18 protein-coding genes are annotated in these 20,806 nt (G+C 69.9%); 8 read left to right on the top strand and 10 right to left on the bottom strand.

Annotated features, from left to right (window positions below; genetic code table 11):
- Position 1: 1 nt before the first annotated feature.
- The 9 genes from mraY to CA951_RS07485 form a co-directional block, all read right to left on the bottom strand.
- Complete coding sequence (mraY, locus tag CA951_RS07525; RefSeq protein WP_072945365.1) at positions 2-1,081, bottom strand: phospho-N-acetylmuramoyl-pentapeptide-transferase; 1,080 nt, start codon at positions 1,079-1,081, stop codon at positions 2-4.
- A complete protein-coding gene (gene murF, locus CA951_RS07520; RefSeq protein ID WP_087556242.1) occupies positions 1,078-2,592 on the bottom strand; it encodes a UDP-N-acetylmuramoyl-tripeptide--D-alanyl-D-alanine ligase in 1,515 nt (504 codons plus the stop codon). Before murF ends, mraY begins: the two co-directional genes overlap by 4 nt.
- Positions 2,589-4,199, bottom strand: coding sequence for a UDP-N-acetylmuramoyl-L-alanyl-D-glutamate--2,6-diaminopimelate ligase (locus tag CA951_RS07515; RefSeq protein WP_087556241.1), 1,611 nt, complete (start codon positions 4,197-4,199; stop codon positions 2,589-2,591). The genes murF and CA951_RS07515 overlap by 4 nt, the downstream gene beginning before the upstream one ends.
- A 170-nt stretch (positions 4,200-4,369) precedes the next feature.
- Complete coding sequence (locus tag CA951_RS07510; RefSeq protein WP_087556240.1) at positions 4,370-6,220, bottom strand: penicillin-binding protein 2; 1,851 nt, start codon at positions 6,218-6,220, stop codon at positions 4,370-4,372.
- A complete protein-coding gene (locus tag CA951_RS07505) occupies positions 6,217-6,894 on the bottom strand; it encodes a hypothetical protein (RefSeq protein WP_087556239.1) in 678 nt (225 codons plus the stop codon). The genes CA951_RS07510 and CA951_RS07505 overlap by 4 nt, the downstream gene beginning before the upstream one ends.
- Positions 6,891-7,907: a 16S rRNA (cytosine(1402)-N(4))-methyltransferase RsmH gene (rsmH, locus tag CA951_RS07500; RefSeq protein ID WP_087556238.1), complete on the bottom strand. Its 1,017-nt coding sequence runs from the start codon at positions 7,905-7,907 to the stop codon at positions 6,891-6,893. The genes CA951_RS07505 and rsmH overlap by 4 nt, the downstream gene beginning before the upstream one ends.
- Positions 7,908-8,104: 197 nt before the next feature.
- Positions 8,105-8,536 (bottom strand): division/cell wall cluster transcriptional repressor MraZ, encoded by a 432-nt coding sequence (mraZ, locus tag CA951_RS07495; RefSeq protein WP_005247637.1) that lies wholly within the window; start codon positions 8,534-8,536, stop codon positions 8,105-8,107.
- Positions 8,537-9,033: 497 nt separating this feature from the next.
- Positions 9,034-9,462, bottom strand: a complete 429-nt coding sequence (locus tag CA951_RS07490) for a DUF3040 domain-containing protein (protein WP_087556237.1) — start codon at positions 9,460-9,462, stop codon at positions 9,034-9,036.
- Between the two features lie 232 nt (positions 9,463-9,694).
- The gene (locus CA951_RS07485) at positions 9,695-10,156 is read right to left on the bottom strand and encodes an SAV_6107 family HEPN domain-containing protein (protein WP_373413589.1); all 462 of its coding nucleotides are present in this window, start codon (positions 10,154-10,156) and stop codon (positions 9,695-9,697) included.
- 173 nt (positions 10,157-10,329) lie between these two features.
- Between CA951_RS07485 and CA951_RS07480 the strand changes: the two genes are divergently transcribed.
- From CA951_RS07480 to CA951_RS07460, 5 genes are read left to right on the top strand one after another with little or no spacing between them, the layout of a single operon-like run.
- Positions 10,330-10,941 (top strand): GNAT family N-acetyltransferase, encoded by a 612-nt coding sequence (locus CA951_RS07480; protein ID WP_087556235.1) that lies wholly within the window; start codon positions 10,330-10,332, stop codon positions 10,939-10,941.
- Positions 10,938-12,512, top strand: a complete 1,575-nt coding sequence (locus CA951_RS07475; protein WP_087556234.1) for an NAD(P)/FAD-dependent oxidoreductase — start codon at positions 10,938-10,940, stop codon at positions 12,510-12,512. Before CA951_RS07480 ends, CA951_RS07475 begins: the two co-directional genes overlap by 4 nt.
- Positions 12,509-13,321 (top strand): carotenoid biosynthesis protein, encoded by an 813-nt coding sequence (locus CA951_RS07470; protein WP_087556390.1) that lies wholly within the window; start codon positions 12,509-12,511, stop codon positions 13,319-13,321. The genes CA951_RS07475 and CA951_RS07470 overlap by 4 nt, the downstream gene beginning before the upstream one ends.
- A gap of 31 nt (positions 13,322-13,352) precedes the next feature.
- Positions 13,353-14,066: a DUF3153 domain-containing protein gene (locus CA951_RS07465; protein ID WP_087556233.1), complete on the top strand. Its 714-nt coding sequence runs from the start codon at positions 13,353-13,355 to the stop codon at positions 14,064-14,066.
- A complete protein-coding gene (locus CA951_RS07460; RefSeq protein WP_087556232.1) occupies positions 14,063-15,223 on the top strand; it encodes a glycosyltransferase family 2 protein in 1,161 nt (386 codons plus the stop codon). The genes CA951_RS07465 and CA951_RS07460 overlap by 4 nt, the downstream gene beginning before the upstream one ends.
- On the opposite strand, the gene CA951_RS07455 is transcribed toward CA951_RS07460, so the two are convergent.
- Positions 15,216-16,223 carry a methylenetetrahydrofolate reductase gene (locus CA951_RS07455; RefSeq protein ID WP_087556389.1) on the bottom strand — a complete coding sequence of 336 codons (1,008 nt, stop codon included), beginning with the start codon at positions 16,221-16,223 and terminating at the stop codon, positions 15,216-15,218. The genes CA951_RS07460 and CA951_RS07455 overlap by 8 nt on opposite strands.
- Before the next feature lie 147 nt (positions 16,224-16,370).
- Here CA951_RS07455 and CA951_RS07450 point away from each other — a divergent pair, with 147 nt between their 5' ends.
- The 3 genes from CA951_RS07450 to CA951_RS07440 all read left to right on the top strand — a co-directional run bounded on the left by CA951_RS07450 (position 16,371) and on the right by CA951_RS07440 (position 20,801).
- Positions 16,371-17,468: a polyprenyl synthetase family protein gene (locus tag CA951_RS07450; RefSeq protein WP_179220144.1), complete on the top strand. Its 1,098-nt coding sequence runs from the start codon at positions 16,371-16,373 to the stop codon at positions 17,466-17,468.
- A gap of 8 nt (positions 17,469-17,476) precedes the next feature.
- The gene (crtI, locus tag CA951_RS07445; RefSeq protein WP_087556231.1) at positions 17,477-19,075 is read left to right on the top strand and encodes a phytoene desaturase family protein; all 1,599 of its coding nucleotides are present in this window, start codon (positions 17,477-17,479) and stop codon (positions 19,073-19,075) included.
- 121 nt (positions 19,076-19,196) lie between these two features.
- Positions 19,197-20,801, top strand: coding sequence for an alpha-(1->6)-mannopyranosyltransferase A (locus CA951_RS07440; RefSeq protein ID WP_087556230.1), 1,605 nt, complete (start codon positions 19,197-19,199; stop codon positions 20,799-20,801).
- The last annotated feature ends 5 nt before the right edge of the window (positions 20,802-20,806 follow it).

Here is a 20,806-nt window from a genome sequence, read left to right as displayed (position 1 = left end):
GTCAGCCCCCGATCGCTGCCAGGTACTCGCTGTAGAACAGCGCGAGCCCGATCGCGGAGGCGATGGCGGCCAGCAACCAGAAACGGATGATCACCGTGGTTTCCGCCCACCCGGCGAGTTCGAAGTGGTGGTGGAACGGGGCCATCCGGAACACGCGTCTTCGGCTCGACCGGAACACCGCCACCTGGATCACCACCGACGCCGCCTCGGCGACGAACAGCGCGCCGATCACGACCATCAGCAGTTCGGTGCGCGTCGTGATCGACAGTCCGGCGAGCATGCCGCCGAGTGCCAGCGAACCGGTGTCGCCCATGAAGATCTTCGCGGGTGCCGCGTTCCACCACAGGAATCCGATGCACGCACCGGCGCCGGCCGCGCAGATCAGGGCCAGGTCGAGCGGATCGCGGACGTCGTAGCAGCCCTTGCCGGGGCTCGTCTCGCACGCGTTGCGGTACTGCCAGAACGTGATGATCACGTACGCGCCCAGCACCAGGCTCATGGACCCGGCGGCGAGACCGTCGAGGCCGTCCGTGAGGTTGACCGCGTTCGACCACGCACTCACCAGCAGGTAGCAGAAGGCGACGAACACGACGGAGCCCATCGTGACCGTCGCGATGTCCCGCACGTAGGACAGGTGCTCACTGCCGGGGGTGAGGTCGTTCGCGCCCCGGAACTGCAGCGCGAGGATGCCGAACGCCACCGCCGCGATGAGCTGTCCGACGAGCTTCGCCGTCTTGTTCAGCCCGAGGTTCCGCTGCTTGCGGATCTTGATGAAGTCGTCGAGGAACCCGACACCGCCGAGCGCCGTCGTGAGCCCGAGCACGAGGAGCCCCGACGCCGACGGCCCGTCCGCGTCGTAGCCGATGCCGATCATGTGCGAACCCCAGTAGCCGGCCCAGAGTCCGGCGAGGATGGCGACGCCGCCCATCGTCGGGGTGCCGCGCTTCGACTGGTGACTCGCCGGACCTTCGACACGGATCTCCTGGCCGAACCCCTGACGGGAGAAGGCCTTGATGAGAACGGGGGTCAGCAGAATCGAGACGGCGAGCGCGATGCCCGCCGCGAAGAGGATCTGTCTCACCGCGTAGCCTCCGAACCCTTCTGTCCCGTGCTTCCCGCCAACACCGTGTCCGCGACCTCCCACAATCCGATGGACTGCGACGCCTTGACCAGCACCAGATCTCCCGGCGCCAGTTCCTTCTCGAGCAGTGCGACCGCACCGGCGATGTCGGGGACGAGGATCGACTCCTCACCCCACGAACCTTCCATGACCGCACCCTGATGCATGGCGCGGGCGGGCCTGCCGGTTCCGACGACGATCAGCCTGCTGACATCGAGCCGGACCGCGAATCTGCCGATGGCGTCGTGCTCGACCACTGATTCTGGACCCAGCTCGGCCATTTCTCCGAGCACCGCCCAACTCCGGCGCGCCGCCCCTCTGCCCGACCTGGCCATCGACACCAGCGCTTTGATGGCTGCCCGCATCGAGTCGGGGTTCGCGTTGTACGAATCGTTGACGACGGTCACACCGTCCGGCCGGTCGCGGACGTCCATCCGGCGCCCCGAGACGGCGGCGGCGCCGGAAAGCGCCTGCGCGATCTGGTCGAGGTCCGCCCCGCATTCGAGCGCCACCGCGGCTGCGGCGAGAGCGTTGCCGACCTGGTGCTCACCGTGCACGGCGAGTTCGACCGGGACGCTGCCCGCCGCCGTCGTGAGAGTGAAACGCGCCCTTGCCCTCTCGTCGAGCACGATGTCGGTGGCCCGCACGTGCGCGGACTCCGACCGGCCGACGAGTACCACCCGCGCGGACGTGCGCGGGGCCATCGCCACCACCAGCGGGTCGTCCGCGTTGAGGATCGCGACGCCACCGTCGTCCGCCGAGGGCAGCGACTCGGGGAGTTCGCCCTTGGCCGCGGCGATCGCGTCCCGCGAACCGAATTCGCCGAGGTGCGCCGTTCCCACGTTGAGGACCACCCCGATCTTCGGGGGCGCGATCGCGGCGAGGGACGCGATGTGGCCGCGGTCGCGGGCCGACATCTCCAGAACCAGGAATCCCGTTCCGGCGTCCGCGCGGAGCGCGGTCCACGGGTGGCCGAGTTCGTTGTTGAACGATCCGGGCGGCGCGACGACGGAACCGAGGGGGCGCAGGACGGCGGCGAGCAGATCCTTCGTCGACGTCTTGCCTGCCGACCCGGTGACGCCGACGACGGTGAGACCCTTCGCGGTGAGGTCGTCGACGGACGCACGCGCGAGCTTCGCGAGGGCCGCGAGCACGGCGGCGCCCGATCCGTCGGTGTCGTGTTCGAGCGCCATCGCCCTGCTCGGACCGTCGCCGGGCGTCGGGGTGACGACCACGGCGGGGACCCCGACCGGGCGCGCAGCCAGAACCGCGACCGCGCCGGCCTCGACCGCCGCCGCCGCATGATCGTGTCCGTCGACGCGGGCGCCGGGCAGGGCGAGGAACAGTCCACCGCCGGTGACCTTGCGCGAGTCGAACTCGACAGTTCCCGTCACCTCGGCCGACGGGTCGGCGACGTCGTGCAGTTCGCCGCCCACGATCTCGGCGATCCGAGCGAGTGTCATCGGGATCATCGCGTTCCTCCGACCTGTCGCTCGATCGCGTCGCCCAGTACGTCGCGGTCGTCAAATGGGTACTTCACCCCGTGTATCTCCTGACCGATCTCGTGTCCCTTGCCTGCGACCAGAACCACGTCGCCTGCCTGCGCCCAGCCGACGGCGTCGGCGATCGCCTTCGCTCGGTCCGCTACTTCCCACACCTGTCCCCGCTCCGATTCGGGCACCCCGAGGGCGCCCTCGCGGATCGCGGCCCTGATTTTCGCCGGATCCTCGGTACGCGGGTTGTCGTCCGTGATGACGAGCAGGTCGGCTCCCCGCGCGGCCGCAGCGCCCATCAGCGGCCGCTTGCCCGCGTCGCGATCGCCCCCGGCACCCACGACGACGGCGACGCGGCCGCGTACCTGCTCGCGCAGCGTCGCGATCACGGCCTCCACCGCTGCGGGTTTGTGCGCGTAGTCGACGACGGCGAGGAAGTCCTGCCCCCGGTCGATCCGCTGCACCCGGCCCGGCACGTCGACCCCGGCGATACCCGCGACGGCGTCGCGGGTATCGCCGCCCAACGCGGCGCACAGTGCGACGGCGAGCGACGCATTCGCGACGTTGTACTGGCCCGGCAGCCGGAGTTCCACGTCGAGAGCCGTGCCCTCGGCCGTGGTGAGCGCGAACGTCTGCGAGCCTGATGCCGACACGGTCGCCGGGCCCGCCGTCCACACCGCCTCCGTCTCCGGCGTCGTCGCGACCGTCGTCACGATGGAATGGGCGCCGCGCGCGACCTCGGCCATGCGCCGGCCCCACACGTCGTCGACACAGACGACGGCGTACTGCGCGTGCACGGACGACTCGGCCGCGAACAGCCGCGCCTTGGCGGCGAAGTAGTCCTCGAAGTCGCGGTGGAAGTCCAGGTGGTCCTGGGAGAGGTTCGTGAAAGCGCCCACGTCGAAGCGGACTCCGTCCACGCGGCCGAGGGACAGCGCGTGGCTGGACACCTCCATGACGACGGTGTCGATCCCCTGCTCGAGCATCACGGCGAACAGCGCGTGGAGTTGCGGCGCCTCGGGGGTCGTCAGGGCGCTCGGCACCCGGCGGCCGCTCATCCGGGTCTCGATGGTGCCCACGAGACCGGTCGTCCGGCCGGCCGCGTTGAGCGCGCCTTCCACGAGATACGAGGTGGTGGTCTTTCCCGACGTCCCCGTGATGCCGATGACCTGCATCTTCTCCGAGGGTCGGCCGTAGATGGTGGCCGACAGCTCACCGAGCACGCCGCGCGGGTCGTCGTGGACGAGCACCGGGGCGTCGGTGCCCAGCGCGGACACCAGTGCAAATCCGGCCTCGTCGGTGAGGATCGCGGTCGCTCCGCGTTCGAGAGCGTCGGCAGCGAACTCCGCGCCGTGCGCGCGGGCCCCGGGAAGGGCCGCGAACAGATCGCCCTCCACGATCCCCTGGGCGCGCAGATCGACTCCGGTGACAATCACGTGCTCGGCGGTTCCGGTGGGTGCCTCGACCCTCGCTCCGGCGAGCGCGGCCAGAGCGCTCACCGTGGTACGGACCGGCTGGGCGGGGCGAAGACCGTCTGTGACCTTCACCTCCACTGACGCCGACTGCGGGCGGGACGGAACAGGCACCGGGCTCCTCTCGTATGTCGACTCTCACTGACAACGGCGTAGTGCACGGATCGATACAGCGTGCTACCTCGGCAGTTCCTTGTGTCCACGGCAAATGCGCGTGTCCACTGAACGGCCGACGTGTCAGATTACCGTGAGCGCTCCCGGAACCCGATTCGGCCGACCTTCGCTCAATCGGCCTGCAGCACCAGCCTGCGTCCGGGGTCCGGCGACATCGGCACGCTGTCGCGCTGCAACATCCACGACGCGATGTTGTGGAACAGCGGGGCAGCGGACTGCCCACCGGAGCCGTCCGCACTGCGTGTCGGCGCGTTGAGCATGATTCCGACGACGTACCGCGGGTTGTCGGCCGGAGCGATCCCGGCGAACGTGATCCAGTAGTTCGAGTTCGAGTAGCACTTACAGGCGGGGTCGACCTGCTGGGCGGTGCCCGTCTTACCACTGATCTGGTACCCGTCGACGGCGGCCTGCACCCCGGTACCGCGCTGGTTTCCCGTGTCGTTCTGGGTGACGGACCGGAACATGTCGCGGACGGTGGCCGCGGTCTGCGGGCTGACGACCGTCACCTCCTCGGGCGCCTCGGTCTCCGTCCGGTTGCCGGACGCGTCGACCGTCGCCTTGACGATGCGCGGCGGGATCCGGACACCGTCGTTGGCGATCGCCTGGTACATGCCGGTCATCTGCAGCAGAGTCATCGACAGGCCCTGCCCGATCGGCAGGTTCGCGAACGTGCCCCCCGACCACTGGTCCCGGCTGGGGACGTTGCCGGCGCTCTCACCGGGAAGCCCGACGTCGGTACGCTGGCCCAGACCGAACCTGGACAGCATGTCCGCGTAACGGTCCTCGCCCACGCGCTGGGCGAGCATCAGGGTGCCCACGTTCGAGGACTTACCGAACACCCCCGTGGCCGTGTACGGCGCGACCCCGTGATCCCACGCGTCCTTCACCGACACCCCCGACATCTGAATGCTGCCGGGAACCTCGAGAACCTCGTCGGGTGTGGTCAGCCCGTACTCGATCGCGGCCGCCGCGGTGACGATCTTGTTGACGGAACCCGGCTCGAACGGCGTGCTCACCGGCAGGTTGCCCATCTCCACCGTTCGCGGGTTGTTGCCCACCCCGATCGCCGGATTGAACGTGCTGTCGTTCGACATCGCGAGCACCTCACCGGTGTGCGAGTCGAGCACGACCGCCGACGCGTCCTTCGCGCCGGACTTGTCCTTGGCCATCTGCACCTGCTGCTGGACGTAATACTGCAGGTCGGAGTCGATGGCGAGTTCGACGCTGGATCCGTCGACCGCCGGTTGCTTGTCGCGCCAGCTGCCGGGAATCACCGCGCCGTCGGAACCGCGGTCGTACGTCTGGGAGCCGTCGGTCCCGGCGAGGGTGGAGTCGAGCGAGTCCTCGAGGCCGAGCAGTCCGTGGCCGTCCCAGCCGGTGGCGCCGACGAGGTTGGCGGCAAGCGACCCGCCCGGGTACTCGCGGATGTCCTGGCGTTCGAGGCCGACCTCCGGGAACTTGTCGCTGATCTGCGCGGCGATGTTCGGGTCGACGCTGCGCGCCAGATAGACGAACGTCTCGTCGCCGTGCAGTTTCTCCTTCAGATCCTTCTCCGGTGCGGCGTCGCCGAGCCGGTCGTGGATCTCCTTCGCGATCGCGTCGAGTCGGGAATCGACGTCGGGGGCGGTATCGCTCTTGCCCTTCGCCTCCTCGAGTTCCTTCCGCACCCGCGCGGGCTGAAACGTCAGCGCCTTCGCTTCCATGGTGAAGGCGATGGGATTGGAGTTGCGGTCGGTGATCGACCCGCGCAGCGCCGGATCCACCTCGGTGGTCGTGCGCTGGTTCGCCGCCTCCGCGGACAGCTGCGGTGCGTCGATGACCTGGATCCACAGAAGCTGCACGGCGGCGAGGCCGAGCGCCAAGAACATCAGACCGCGACCGATCTTTTGCCTGAACGGAAAAGACGCGGTCCCGGCGCCCGTGGGGCGCCGGGGACGATTTCTCGGTGCGCTTCGACTCACCGGCGACCACCGGAGGGTGGAGCAGTCGTCGGTGCGGCGGCCGAAGGGATCACGGGAACCAATTGTTCACCCTGTGCCTGGATCTCTGCGCCATTGCCGGGCTGCGGCGTGGCGCGGGGAGACTGCGTGGTACTCCCCCGGTTCGGGGCGGTAGCCACGGAGTTGCCACGCGGGGTGTTCGGGGCGGCCGCGTCGAGCGGAGGCACGGGTGCACCCGATGCCGGAGCCGGCTTTCCGACGACCTCGACGCTGCCGTCGGGGTGGACGACGAGCCGAGCCGGGTCGTTCGCGGGGACCATGCCGAGCTTGGCCGCTTCCTCCGCCAGTTTCGGGGCGGAGTTGGCGGTCTCGACGTCACGCTGGAGCGCTGCCTTTTCCTCTTCGAGCGACTGGTTGTGCGCGCGGGCGGCGCTCAGCTGGTACGAGTCCTCCGCGGACCGGGTCGTGAGGAGCAGTGTGACGGCCAGGCCCGTCGCGAGCAGAACGAGGATCGTCGCCACGAACGGGATGCGGGCGGTGAGAGTGCCGGTGCGGTTCTTGCCGGAGACGGCGATCGCGGATCCGTTGTGCACGGCCGCGCGCTGGGTGCGCTTCTTGTACGCCCGCTCAGCCGCGCCCGACCGGTTGTCCGCCCGCGCGGGCCGCATCTCGGTGGAACTCACCTGAACCGTCATGCCGCCGACCTCCTGGCAATTCTTTCTGCAGCGCGCAAACGCACCGGGGCTGATCGTGGGTTCTCTTCGATTTCCTGCTCGGACGCGCGCTCCGCCCCTCGTGTGAGGATCCGGAATTCCGGTCCCATCCCGGGCAGTTCGACAGGAAGCCCCTCCGGGCTCTTCGACTTCGACCTGGGAGTGATCTCCTGCTTGACGACCCGGTCTTCCAGGGATTGGTACGACATGAACACGACGCGTCCCCCGACGGTCAACGCGTCGAGTGCAGCCGGTACCGCGGCGCGCAGTGAATCGAGCTCGCCGTTGACCTCCACTCGAAGGGCCTGGAACGTCCGCTTCGCGGGATGTCCCCCGGTACGGCGGGTAGCCGCAGGAATGGTGCGGTACAACAATTCGACCAGTGCTGCGCTGGTTGTGAACGGCTCCTTCGCGCGTTGCCGGACCACCTCCGACGCGATCTTGCCCGCGAAGCGCTCCTCGCCGTACGTGCTGAGGATGCGAGCGAGATCTCCGTGGCTGTACGTGTTGAGGACTTCGGCCGCGGTGATGCCGGTGGTCGGGTCCATCCGCATGTCCAGGGGCGCGTCGATCGAGTACGCGAACCCCCGATCCGATTCGTCGAGCTGCATCGAAGAGACACCCAGATCGAAGAGGATGCCGTGCACCGACTCCTGCGGGTTGAGACCCGCCTGGGTGAGCGCATCCTCGATGCCGTCATAGCGGGTGTGCACGAACGTGATTCGGTCCGCGAACGGGGCGAGCCGGCCACCCGCGATCTCCAGTGCGTGCGGATCACGGTCGAGGGCGACGAGCCTCAGCTGGGGGTAGGTCCGCAGGAAGTGCTCGGAATGCCCGCCGAGCCCGAGGGTCGCGTCGATCATGACGGCGCCCCCGCCCTGCGGGTCGTTCACGGTGAGGGCAGGGCCCAGCAGTTCGTCTGCGCGGTGAAGCAGTACCGGGATGTGACCGAAACCATCGGCGGGCGAGGAATCTTCCCCCTCGTGATCCACCATGATCCCTCCGGCTCCTGCTCTGTGGTGCGGGTGAACGTGCCCGGTGCCGGGGTTCACTGCTCGAACTTCTCGTGTCGGCCAGTTGCCGTGGCGAATGCTTCGAGGTCCCTGCCCGAAATGAAAACCTGGCGCTGGGGAAGTGCGTCAGGGTTCCGTCGGACAGAGGCCTCGCGGCATTCGCGGGGACGTGTTCACGCTCAGACGATTTCGCCGAGCGCGACTCCTGTTGCCTGCGAGTAGTTCTCCTCGTTCGCCTCGACATAGGTCTGCCATGCTTGCGCATCCCAGATTTCGAGGAAGTCGACCGAACCGATCACTACGCAGTCCTTGGAGAGACCCGCGTAACGACGGTGATCTGCCGAGAGGGTGATGCGCCCCTGGGCATCTGCGTGCTGCTCGTCGGTACCTGCCGCCAGTCCGCGAACGAAGGCTCGCGCCTCCGGATCGCTTCTCGACGCGGCCGCGGCCTTGCGTGCGAGAGCGGTGAATTCTTCCCGGGGATATACCGCGAGGCTGTGATCCTGACCCTTGGTGACCATCAACCCTCCCGCCAGCGCGTCCCGGAACTTTGCGGGCAACGTGAGCCGCCCCTTGTCGTCGAGCTTCGGCGTGTAGGTACCGAGAAACACTCGACACCTCCCACCGCGTTCGTATCGAACGCCGCATGCCCGGGCGGTTCACCTTCGCTCCCCGCTGCGCACCACAGTACCCCACTTTCCCCCACCCACAAGGTAGATAACGGCGTGTTGCCACCCAATTTGCCCAATACTTGCTGGTCAACGCGAATTGGAGTTGGTGGGGGAAAATTCCCGACGTGATCACCGACACGGGCACCGTCGATCGCGCTCCGAAACACAGCGGCGCGACGCATCCGAAAGGCCCAGGTGAGAGCGCGTAGAGAGGGTGCGTTACCCCTGCTCCACGGCTCGTCGCGGGCCGGAGGGGGGAAAGTGGGGAAACGGGGTGGGTGAGGGTGGGGATTCGTGGGCGGGAGCGTTCACTGGCCCCACCTGCCGGGCACAACCGGGGCGAATGGGCGCCGGGTGACCGGGTGCCGGCCCCGGAGACAGCAGTGGCGGCGTGGCATCACATGCCACGCCGCCACTGAACTGCTGAGCGGGTTGTACTACTCCTGCTCGAACCTCTTCTTGAAGCGGTCTTCCATTCGCGACGAGAATCCGCCACTCTTGCGCCCGCTTCGGGGCTTACCGCGTTCGGCACGGCCGGTCTCACCTTGCGTGGTCGAGCCACCACGTGAGGACTGTCCGGACTTGCTCTTTCCTCCACCCCACAGGAGGAGGACTCCGGCACCGAACATGACGATGAAGCCGATCAGGCTGATGACGGGAAACCCGCCCGGCTTGATCGGTAGGGCGACGCCGGCGACGAGCAGGACCAGGCCCAGAACGAACAGGGCCACCGCCTGCAATCGACGACGACTCGATGCCGCACGCATGCGACCGCCTCGCACAGTGGAGGCGAACTTGGGATCCTCGGCGTAGAGAGCGCTCTCGATCTGGTCGAGCATGCGCTGCTCGTGCTCGGAGAGTGGCACGGTACCTCCCCCGGCACTGGAGTGTTGGCCACCGCCTCACGGTGCGAGACGGTGGGTAACCGACTTTGGCGGCTACCTAGATTTAATAATACGAGCAGTTCGATCCCCGTACCACCTACTCCACGTACGAGTTCCCCACCAACCTTACGGACTCCCGCACCGAACGACGTTCGGGGCACCGCAATGTCGCGGACGCCTCACCGTTTTCCCGCTGTTTCGGGTCTCCGGCCGTCTACGAGGCCCGCAGATCGAGACCTGCGCCACGTCCGATGTGATCTTCGACGGCCTGGAGAAAGCGCCCGACCTCGACGAAGAACTCATCGGCCTCGAGATCGGTGAGGGTTCTCGACATTCCTGCCTCGATGGCGGCGCGGGTGGGCGAGTGACCGGCGAAGTAGTCGGCCCAGTTCGCGAATTCCGGCGCCGCGCCGGCCATGAGTACCCAGGCGTTACGTGTTCGTGTCCTTTTGCTCCCCGCCGGCCCCTCCGCGGCGGCCAGCACCGCGCCCGCGCCGCGCAACGCGGCCAGATACGCACTGTGGAATCGATCCGCCGGGCCGCCGGCCCCCACCGATTGGGCGAGGAGCGCGTCGGCGCGATCGAGCAGCGCCGAGCCCCGCCTGGCGCCAGGGTTGCGGACGTCACCCTTTCGGCGCGAGTTCCCAGAGGTCGGTCCCGTGACCGGGTTCGTCAGCACTTCGAACACCTCCAAAACCCCGGTGCAACCACCCCGCCGGGCGTAGTCAGGTCGTGAGTTCGGGGTCCGGCGATGCTCGCTTCCCTCGAGCATCGCCGGATCCCCGCCATCGAACATCTGTTCGACCTATTCAATATAGCTGGACCCACCGACACGTCGTCAAGAGAAAGGTGAGACCGGTCGAACCGAACGCTGACCAGACTCCGCTCGTGGTCGAACTCTCGGCCGCCGAGTTCCGCGACCGCCTGCACGAGGCGCTGTCGATCTACGTCGCCGCCATGGGCTATCCCCACGGCACCGAATATCACCGGGCGCCGATGTGGAACGAGCACCTCCAGCGGTCGGGGTGGCGTGGCGTCGGCGCGCTCGTCCCGGCCGGGGACGGATCCACCGACGACGCGGCCGCCCGCCTCGTCGCCATCGCCTACGGATACCGCGGGGCCCCCGAGCAGTGGTGGCACCAGCAGGTCCGTTCCGGCCTGCGCCACACGGGGTGGACCCGCGACCAGATCGACGTGATCCTCGGCAACTATTTCGAACTCACCGAACTCCACGTCCACCCCGACGCCCAGGGACACCGGCTCGGCGAGACCCTGCTCCTGCGCCTCCTCGAACGCAGGCCCGAACGCGGGGTGCTGCTCTCCACCCCGGAAGTGGCGGACGAGGACAACCGCGCGTGGCGGCTGTACCGCCGCCTCGGCTTCCGGGACGTCCTGCGCCACTTTCGATTCGCCGGCGACAACCGTCCGTTCGCGGTGCTGGGACGCGAGCTTCCCCTGTGATCGACGCGGTGGTCGTCGGGTCGGGACACAACGCCCTGGTGTCGGCGTGTTACCTCGCGCGGTCCGGGTGGTCGGTCGAGGTGATCGAACGCGACACCGTGCTCGGCGGCGCCGTGTCCACGGTGGAACGCTTCCCCGGGTACAAGGTCGACCGCGGGTCGTCCGCGCACATCATGGTCCGGCACACGGGGATCGTCGAGGAACTCGACCTCGGCGCGCACGGCCTCCGGTACCTCGACTGCGATCCGTGGGCGTTCGCGCCCGCCCCCGCGGGGACGGACCGGCCCGGGATCGTGTTCCGCCGCAGCCTCGAGGCGACGTGCCGGTCCATCGAGGAGTCCTGCGGGGCCGCGGACGCCGACGCGTATCGCCGGTTCGTGGATGTGTGGGGTCCGCGCAGCGCCCGCGTCATGCGCGCGTTCTCGAATCCGCCGACCGCGCCCGCGCTGCTCTCGTCTTTCTGGGGGCTCGACACGGGCGGCGGCGGCAGCGACCTCTCCCGGCAGTTCCTCGGTTCCGGCGACGCACTGCTCGACGAGTATTTCGACGACGAACGGCTCAAGGCGGCGCTCGCGTGGTTCGGCGCCCAGTCCGGTCCGCCGATGTCGGAGCCGGGGACGGCGCCGATGGTCGGGTTCGCGGCCCTGATGCACACCATTCCGCCCGGCCGCGCCGTCGGCGGCAGCGGTGCCCTGACCGCGGCGCTCGCCTCACGGCTGCGGTCGGACGCCGGGACGGTCACGCTCGGCGAGTCGGTGGTCTCGCTGCGCCGCGACGGCGGCACCTGGACGACTCGGACGTCGTCCGGCCGCGAGATCCGCTCCCGCGTGGTGGTCGCGGGCTGCCACGTGCTGACCACCCTCGGCCTGCTCGAACGCGGTGGGTACGACCCGCCGACCCTCGCCCGGTGGCGTCGCCGGATCCGCGTCGGCCCGGGCATCGGGATGGTGGTGCGGCTGGCGACCGACGCCCTCCCCGCCTATCCGAGTGCGCCCGACGGCACCGTCACCGACGGGCTCCAGCTGCTGGTCTCGGATCGCGCGCAGCTGCGGCTCGCGCACGGTGCGGCGCTCGCCGGGGAGCTCCCGCCGCGGCCCGCGGTGCTGGGGATGAGCTTCAGCGGACTCGACCCCACCATCGCGCCTGCGGGCAGGCACCAGGTGACCCTGTGGTCGCAGTGGCAGCCGTACCGGCTGACCGGCGGCAGGCGGTGGAGCGACCTCGCCGCGCCGGAGGCCGATCGGATCGTGGCGGAGATGGACGCGCTGGCACCCGGTTTCGGCGAGTCCGTCCTCGACCGGCACGTGCAGTCGCCGCAGGACCTCGAAGACGAGATGGGGTTGCTCGGCGGCAACGTCATGCACGTGGAGATGTCGCTGGACCAGATGATGATGTGGCGTCCCCTCCCCGAGTTGTCGGGGCACCGGGTTCCGGGAGCCGACCGCCTGTACCTGACGGGGGCCTCGACCCATCCGGGTGGCGGGGTGTCCGGTGCGAGCGGCCGGAGCGCCGCCCGGATCGCGCTCCGCGACGACCGAAAGGGTCTGGCCCGCGTGTGGCGCCGGCGATGACCTCCCGCGTTCCCGTCGTTCTCGCGGGGGCGGCGATCGCGGCGCAGATCCTCTACCCGCTGGTGCACGGCGGGGTCCGCGACGTCGTCACCGTGTTCGTGGTCGTCCTGCTCGCCGCCGCCTCGATCACCCACGCGGCCGTGACCCGGGGCGGACGCTGGGCGGTGGGACTAGTGGTCGTGACGGCCGGGCTGGGTCTGGTCTCCGAGGTCGCCGGGACCGCGACCGGCTTCCCCTACGGCTGCTACGACTACAGCGTCGACCGGCTCGGTCCCGCGCTCGCCGGGGTTCCCCTGGTGGTGCCGTTCGCCTGGACCGCCGGTTTCTACCCGGTGTGGTGTGTGGCGTCGGCGCTCGCCCGCGGCCCGCACGGGCGGGCGGTCCGGGTCGTGCTGACGACCGTCGGCGTCGTCGGCTGGGATCTGTATCTGGACCCGCAGATGGTCGCGGACGGCCAGTGGCGCTGGTGCGTCACCGACGCCGGCCTGCCCGGTGTCGACCACATTCCGCTGACGAACTACGCGGGGTGGTTCGTCGTCGCGACCGTGATGGCGGTCGCGGTCGACCGGATCGACCGCCGCTTCGGCACGGGAACCCGGCACCGCGACGGCGTCCCGATCGGGTTGTTCCTGTGGACGTGGCTGGGCTCGGCGCTGGCCCACTCCGTCTTCCTGGACGCCCCCGAGTTGCGGTATTCCGCGGTCTACGGGTGGTGCGCGATGGGAATCCTGGGAGTTCCCCTGCTCGTCACGCTGCTGCGGCCGGGCGTCCGACGGCCCGGAGCCCGCGACACGCACCCTCACGCCTGACACCGAACCGGTCCCCTGGCACGATACGACTGTGCAGCTGCCTTCGGTTCCGACCTCGACCCGCTCGCGCAGGGCCGCGTCCCTCGCCGTCCTCGGACTTCTCCTCGTGCCGTTCCTCGCGGGATGCCTGCGGGTTCAGGTGTCGATGGGTGTGTCCGCCGACGACCGGGTCTCCGGCCAGATCGTGGCCGCCGCCGTGCCGGCGAACGATCAGGACAAGGGCCCCCAGCTCACTCCCCCGGGCTCGCTGTCGGACAAGGTGCGCATCCAGGAGTACAAGAAGGACGGCTACGTGGGCAGCCAGGCGTTCTTCAGCGACCTCACGTTCGGCGACGTGGCGCAGCTCGGCACCATGTCGGAGCAGGCCACGGGAAGTTTCCAGATCTCGCTCCAGCGGACCGGCGACCTCGTGACTCTCGACGGGAAGGCCGATCTCAGTTCGGTCCCCGCCCAGGGCACCGACGTGCAGTTCACGATCGCGTTCCCGGCCCGCGTCGCCACCACCAACGGCACCCGTGAGGGCGATTCGATCGTGTCGTGGAAGTTGCCCGCCGGCGACACCTCGACGATCCGGGCCGAGGTGCGTTATTCGGATCCCAGCACCCGCAGTTTCGCGGGCTGGGCCGGCATCATGGCCGGTGTGACGCTGGGGGTCGCCGTCATCGTCGGTGCGCTGGCGTGGCTGGCCCGGAACAGGGAACCGGTGCTCGGCGGCCGACGCGCACGGGACCACTCGGAGGTGTGACCGCTGCGCCGATCGAGCGGGTGGTCCGGTTCGGCGCCCTGGTCTCGGTTTTCGGTCTCGCCGTCTCCGTCGCCAACCTGCGCTCCGCACCGCGGCTCCCCGCTCCGGCCCGCCGGGTCACCGAACCCGTCACGGTCTGCATCCCTGCCCGGGACGAGCGTGACCGGTTGCCGGGTCTGATCCGCGACCTGCGGGAACAGCGCGGGGTCGACGATCTCCGGGTGTTCGTCTACGACGACGCCTCCACCGACGGGACGGCCGAGGCCGCGGACGTCGCGGCCGGCGGCGACCCCCGCTTCTTCGTGCTGAGGGGAACCGCCGAACCGCCGCCGGGGTGGGTGGGTAAACCCGCGGCCTGCCACCGGGTGAGCGAGCACGCCTTCTCGCAGGGCCGGGCAGGCAGCGGGGTCCTCGTGTTCCTCGACGCCGACGTGCGGTTGCGCCCGGATGCGCTGAACGCCGCCTGCACCGCCCTACGCGAGTCCGATGCGGCCCTGGTCTGCGCGTGGCCGTTCCAGCAGGCGGGATCGACAGGCGAGTCCCTGGTGCAGCCGCTGCTCGGATGGTCGTGGGCGGCGACGCTGCCCGTCCGCGTGGCCAACCGGTCGCGGCGCCCGTCCACCGCCGTGGCCTGCGGGCAGTTCATGGTCTTCGACGCCGCCGCATATCGCGACGTCGGGGGTCACCGGGCCGTCGCGGACAGCGTGACCGAGGATCTCGACATCGCGCGCCTGCTCCGCCGGTGCGGACAGACGACCACACTGGTCGTGGCCGGCCGGTCGGCGTCGTGCCGGATGTACGAGGACGCCGAAGCGCTGCGCCGTGGCTACGACCGCTGGCTGTGGACGGCGTTCGGCTCCCGCCTCGGCGCCGCCGCGGTCCTCGGGGTCGCGACGGCGGCGTACCTGGTGCCGCCGGCGGCCCTCGCGGCCGGACGGGGCGCCGTCTGCCGGTGGGGCGCGGTGGGGTATCTCGCGGCCGCGACGTCCCGGCTGTGCGCCCGGGCCCTCGAACGCGGCGATCGCCTCATTGCCGCGGACGTGGCAGGCGCGCTCGCACACCCGCTGTCCGTGGCCGCTGTGATGGCACTGACGGTGTCGTCACACCGCAGTCATCGACGCGGGCGGACCCGGTGGAAGGGCCGGACGCTCAGCTGACCGGCGCCGGGGTGACCGGGGCCGGATCCGCCACACCCGAACCGACCTTGTCACCGAGCCGGGCGAGCACCTCGCTGGTGGCGCGCGCGAAGTTGAGAGTGATGAAGTGCAGACCGGGCGCACCCTCCGCGATGAGACGCTCGCTCATCTCGGTGGCGAGGTCGATGCCGATCTCGCGTACGGCGGCGCGGTTCTCCTCCGGACCGTCGCCTGCGGCCGTGGCCAGCCGCTTCTCGAGGTGCGCCGGGAGACGCGACCCCGACAGTTCGAGCATGCGGCGGACCGACCCCAGCGACGTGATCGGCATGATCTCGGGGATGATCGGCTTCGCGCCCTGCTCGGGGTCGTACGCGGACACCCGGTCGCGCAGCCGCAGGTAGTCGTCGACGTCGAAGAACATCTGGGTGATCGAGTACTCGGCGCCTGCCCGCAGCTTCGACACCAGGTACCGGGTGTCGTGCGCGAGATCCGGCGCGCGGTAGTGGCCTTCCGGGAACGACGCCACGCCGACGTGGAAGTCGCCGAGGTCGCGGACGAGCCGGACGAGTTCCTCGGCGTACTCGACGCCCTGGGGGTGCTTCTCCCACTCGCCCAGCGGGTCACCGGGCGGGTCGCCACGCAGGACCAGGATGTTGCTGATTCCGCGGTCGGCGTAGGCGCCGACCATCGACCGCAGTTCGTCGACGCTGTGGGACACGGCGGTGAGGTGCGCGACCGGCAGGAGCGTGGTCTCCTCGGCGAGTTGGCCGGTGACGCGGACCGTGCGGTCGCGCGTCGACCCGCCCGCACCGTACGTCATGGAGACGAAGGCCGGACCCATCCGCTCGAACTCGCGGACGGCACGCCACAGACGGGCCTCGGCGGCCTCGTCCCGCGGCGGCGAGAACTCGACGGAAAAGGGCACCCGACCGTCGCCGGACGACCGGATCCGGTCGACGATGGACGGGGTGCGGGTCACCCAGCCTTCGCTGGCCCGCCCCCTGACGGAATCGAATGTCACCCGTCCAGCATAGGTAGTGCGCGGCGGAATGCACCCACTGCGTCTCCGCAGGCACCCGGGATCCGGGCAACGGCCGCCCGGACAAGCGCCCACTATGGTGGTGTCGACGCCTGCTGCCGGTCTCGGCGCACATGCGAAATTTCGATCCTGGAGGCAACACTGTCCGTTGGAACGCGCCCCTCCGCCCTCGCGGCCGAGGTCGAGAATGCGCTGCGCGACTTCTTCACCAGCCGGCAGGACCTGGTCGACGCCGTCGGCGGCGGCTACCGCGAGGCCGTGACGACGCTCGAGGACTTCGTTCTGCGCGGAGGCAAGCGGGTCCGGCCCGCCTTCGCGTGGACCGGCTGGCTGGGCGCGGGCGGCGACGCCGGGGGCCCCGAGGCCGGGCCCGTGCTCCGCGCCTGTTCCGCGCTGGAACTGGTGCAGGCCTGCGCCCTCGTCCACGACGACATCATCGACGCGTCCACGACGCGCCGCGGGTTTCCCACCGTCCACGTCGAGTTCGCGGAACAGCACCGCACCGGGGGGTGGAGTGGTGATTCCGCTCACTTCGGCGAGGGCGTCGCGATTCTCCTCGGTGATCTCGCGCTGGCCTGGGCCGACGACATGATCCGCGAATCGGGCATCACTCCGGACGCGTCGGCCCGCATCTCCCCCGTGTGGTCGGCGATGCGCACCGAGGTGCTCGGCGGGCAGTTCCTCGACATCAGCAACGAGGCCCGGGCCGACGAGTCGATCGACGCCGCCATGAAGGTCAACCGGTACAAGACCGCGGCGTACACCATCGAGCGGCCGCTGCACCTCGGCGCGGCACTCGCAGGCGCCGCCGACACGCTGGTCTCGGCGTACCGCCGATTCGGCACCGACATCGGTATCGCCTTCCAGCTCCGCGACGACCTGCTGGGCGTGTTCGGGGATCCGGCCGTGACCGGCAAACCGTCGGGCGACGACCTGCGGGCGGGCAAGCGCACCGTCCTGTTCGCGATGTCGCTGCAGCGCGCCGACGCGGACGACCCCGCGGCGGCCGCCCTGCTCCGCGAGGGCATCGGCACCGATCTGTCCGATTCGGACGTGGACACACTCCGGAACACGATCACGTCGCTCGGCGCGGTCGCGGACGTGGAGAAGCAGATCGAGGATCTCGTCGCGAACGCGCTGTCCACGCTGGAGACGAGCACCGTCACCACCGCGGCGAAGCAGCAGCTCACCGAGATGGCCGTCGCCGCGACGCGCCGCGACTACTGAGGTCCGCCGTGGCTCGCGCGCTACGGACGGTTCCCGGCCGCACCGATCACGTCGTGGTCGTCGGTGCCGGCCTCGCCGGCCTCTCGGCCGCCCTGCACCTCACCGGGTCGGGCCGCCGCGTCACCGTCCTCGAGCGGGAGTCGTCACCGGGCGGCCGGGTCGGCACCTACCGCGGTCCCGGCTACGACATCGACAACGGCGCCACCGTCCTCACGATGCCCGGACTGGTCGGTGAGGCCCTCGCCGCCGTCGGCGCGGATTTCACGTCGACCCGGCCGGCTCTGGTCCTCGAACGGCTGTCCCCGGCGTACCACGCGCGATTCGCGGACGGTTCCTCGCTCGACGTCCACTCCGATCCCGACGCGATGGTCGCGGAGGTCAGCCGGGTGTGCGGGCCGGAGGAATCAGCTCGGTACCTGCGGCTGCGGCGCTGGCTCGGCCGGATCTTCGACGCCGAGTACCACCGCTTCATGGACGCGAACTTCGATTCGCCGCTGGATCTCGTCTCCTCCCGTGAGGCCGCGCGGGATCTGCTGAGGCTCACCGCGCTGGGTGGGTTCGGCCGGCTCGGCGCCCGGGTCGATCGGACCATCACCGATCCGCGACTGCGCCGGATCTTCACGTTCCAGGCGCTGTACGCCGGCGTCGCCCCCGCCGACGCCCTCGCGGTGTACGGCGCGATCGCCCACATGGACACCTCGCTCGGCGTCTACTTCCCTCGGGGCGGGATGCGTTCGATCGCGCTCGCCCTCGCCGACGCCCTCACCACCGCGGGTGGCGAGATCCGGTTCGGCACCGAGGTCGCGTCGCTCGAGCGAGCCGGTGAGCGGGTGGGCGCCGTCGTCACGGCTGTGGGCGACCGCATCGACTGCGACGCGCTGGTGCTCACCCCCGACACGGCCGTCGTCGACGCACTGCTGGGCCCGGTGACCCGCCGCACCCCCCGCCTGGTGCGGGTGTCGCCGTCCGCGGTGGTCCTGCACGGGACCGTCCCCACCGCGGTCGCATCGCGGTGGGCCACCCAGCGGCACCACACCATCGACTTCGGTCACGCGTGGAAGCGGACGTTCGCGGAGATCACCGCACGCCGGGGCCGCGGACGACTGATGACGGACCCGTCGCTGCTGATCACCCGGCCCGCCGTGTCGGATCCGGGCCTCGTCCTCGACCGCGCGGGCACCGCCTCGGAACCGCTGTCGGTACTGGCTCCGTGCCCGAACCTGCACAGCGCGCCGCTGGAGTGGTCGTCGCTGACCGGCCCGTACGTGAACGAACTGCTGCGCGAACTCGAGAAGCGCGGGTACAGCGGGATCGCAGAGCATTTCACCATCGACCACGTCGACACCCCCCTCACCTGGCTCGGGAAGGGCATGGCGGCGGGCAGTCCCTTCGCCGCGGCGCACGTGTTCCGGCAGACGGGACCGTTCCGGCGCCCCAACCTGGTCGGGGGCGTCGACAACGTCGTTCTCGCCGGGTCCGGCACCGTCCCGGGTGTCGGCGTTCCGACCGTCCTGCTGTCGGGGAAGCTCGCGGCAGCGCGCATCACCGGGCCGGTAAGAGCACGAAGTGCGGAATTGCACTCGAAAGCACGAAGTGCGGGAAGATAGGGCGAGGCGTGGCGAGAACTGGTGCCGGCAGCAATTAAACTGGTTCCTCGACCATGCGACGCGCGCGACGACGAGCGCACCGACCGCAACCGAACTCACCTCGGGGGAGGAATCTGCACTCATGACGTCCTCTGCCCGGCAGGCGACCGTCGCCGCTGCGACGACCACGCCGCAGCGGTCGTGGCCCCAGACCACGGCCGACTTCCTCCGCAGCCCGGAGGGGCACGCCGCGCTCCTCGGTTTCGTGGGCGCCGTGATGATCACGTTCGGTGGTTTCGGTGCGGGCAGCGTCCGCCGCGAGGACCCGCTGCTCGAGGCGATGCACCTGTCGTGGCTCCGGTTCGGTCACGGGCAGATCCTGTCGACCGTCATCGTCTGGGTGGGTGTCGTCGCGATGATCACGGCGTGGGTGCGGCTGGGCCGCGCCACGCTCGGCGGCGATGTCACGCTCCGGCAGTTGCGGATGGTCGTGCCGGTGTGGACGGCGCCGCTGCTGCTGGCCGTGCCGATGTTCAGCCGGGACGCGTACTCCTACCTGGCGCAGGGCGCGCTGCTGCGAGACGGGTTCGACCCCTACGCCGTCGGCCCGGTGGTCAACCCCGGAATCCTTCTCGACAACGTCAGCAACGTGTGGACCACGACGACCGCGCCGTACGGACCGCTGTTCCTGCTGCTCAGTCAGGGCATCACCGCGATCACCGGCGACAACGTGATCGCCGGGACGATGCTGCTTCGCGTGACGATGCTGCCCGGGCTCGCGCTGATGGTCTGGGGCGTTCCGCACCTCGCGCGGCACCTCGGCGGTAATCCGGCCATCGCGCTGTGGCTCGCCGTGCTCAACCCCTTGGTCCTCGTCCACCTCATCGGCGGTGTCCACAACGAACTGCTGATGGTCGGCCTGATGATCGCCGGCATCGCGCTCGTCCTCGAACGCCGCCATCTGGCCGGCATCGCGCTCGTCGCGGTGGCGGTCGCGATCAAGGCGACCGCGGGCGCCGCGCTCCCCTTCATGGTGTGGATCTGGATGCTCCACGAGAAGGAGAAGGCCGAGGCGGAGGGGCGCACACCCGCGTCGCCGCTCGCGTCGTTCGCGAAGACCGCGGGCGCGGGATTCGCCGTGTTCGTGTTCGTCTTCGCCGCCGCCTCCGCCGTCGCCGGTGTCGGGCTCGGCTGGATGACGGCGCTGTCCGGTTCGAACAAGATCATCAACTGGTTGTCGCTGCCGACGATCCTCGCCCACTTCGTGACGGTCGGAACGTCGTGGTTCGCGGACCTGCGGCTGGGCGAGGTCCTCGCCGTCACCCGCCCGATCTGTGCGGTGGCCCTCGTCGCGATCGTGCTGGCGGCCTGGTGGCGGTACCGGAAGAGCGAGCGGGATGCGATCCTCGGGATCCTGATCGTCCTGGTCGCGATCGTGATCCTGTCGCCCGCCGCGCTGCCCTGGTACTACTCGTGGCCGATCGCCATCGCGGCCGGCTTCGCGTTGTCGACGCGGACCCTGATGATCATCGTCGGGTTGTCCACCTGGTTGATGCTGGTCTTCCAGCCGGACGGGTCGATCGGCCTCTACACGCTGGCGCACGTGGTGCTCGCGACGTTCGCCGCGGTCGTGGCGGCGGTGTCGCTGCGCACGGTCGACCCGCTGCGGCTACGCGCACCTCGGCCCGTCGACGAAGAGCGCACCTCCGACCTCGCAGGTGCTGCATCGTCGCCCGGCCTCGAGTGACCGGT

The organism is Rhodococcus sp. NCIMB 12038, assembly GCF_002165735.1.
Taxonomy (GTDB): Bacteria; Actinomycetota; Actinomycetes; order Mycobacteriales; family Mycobacteriaceae; genus Rhodococcus_F.
Note: the sequence above shows the minus strand (reverse complement) of the source record. Positions and strands in the feature narration are given on the sequence as shown.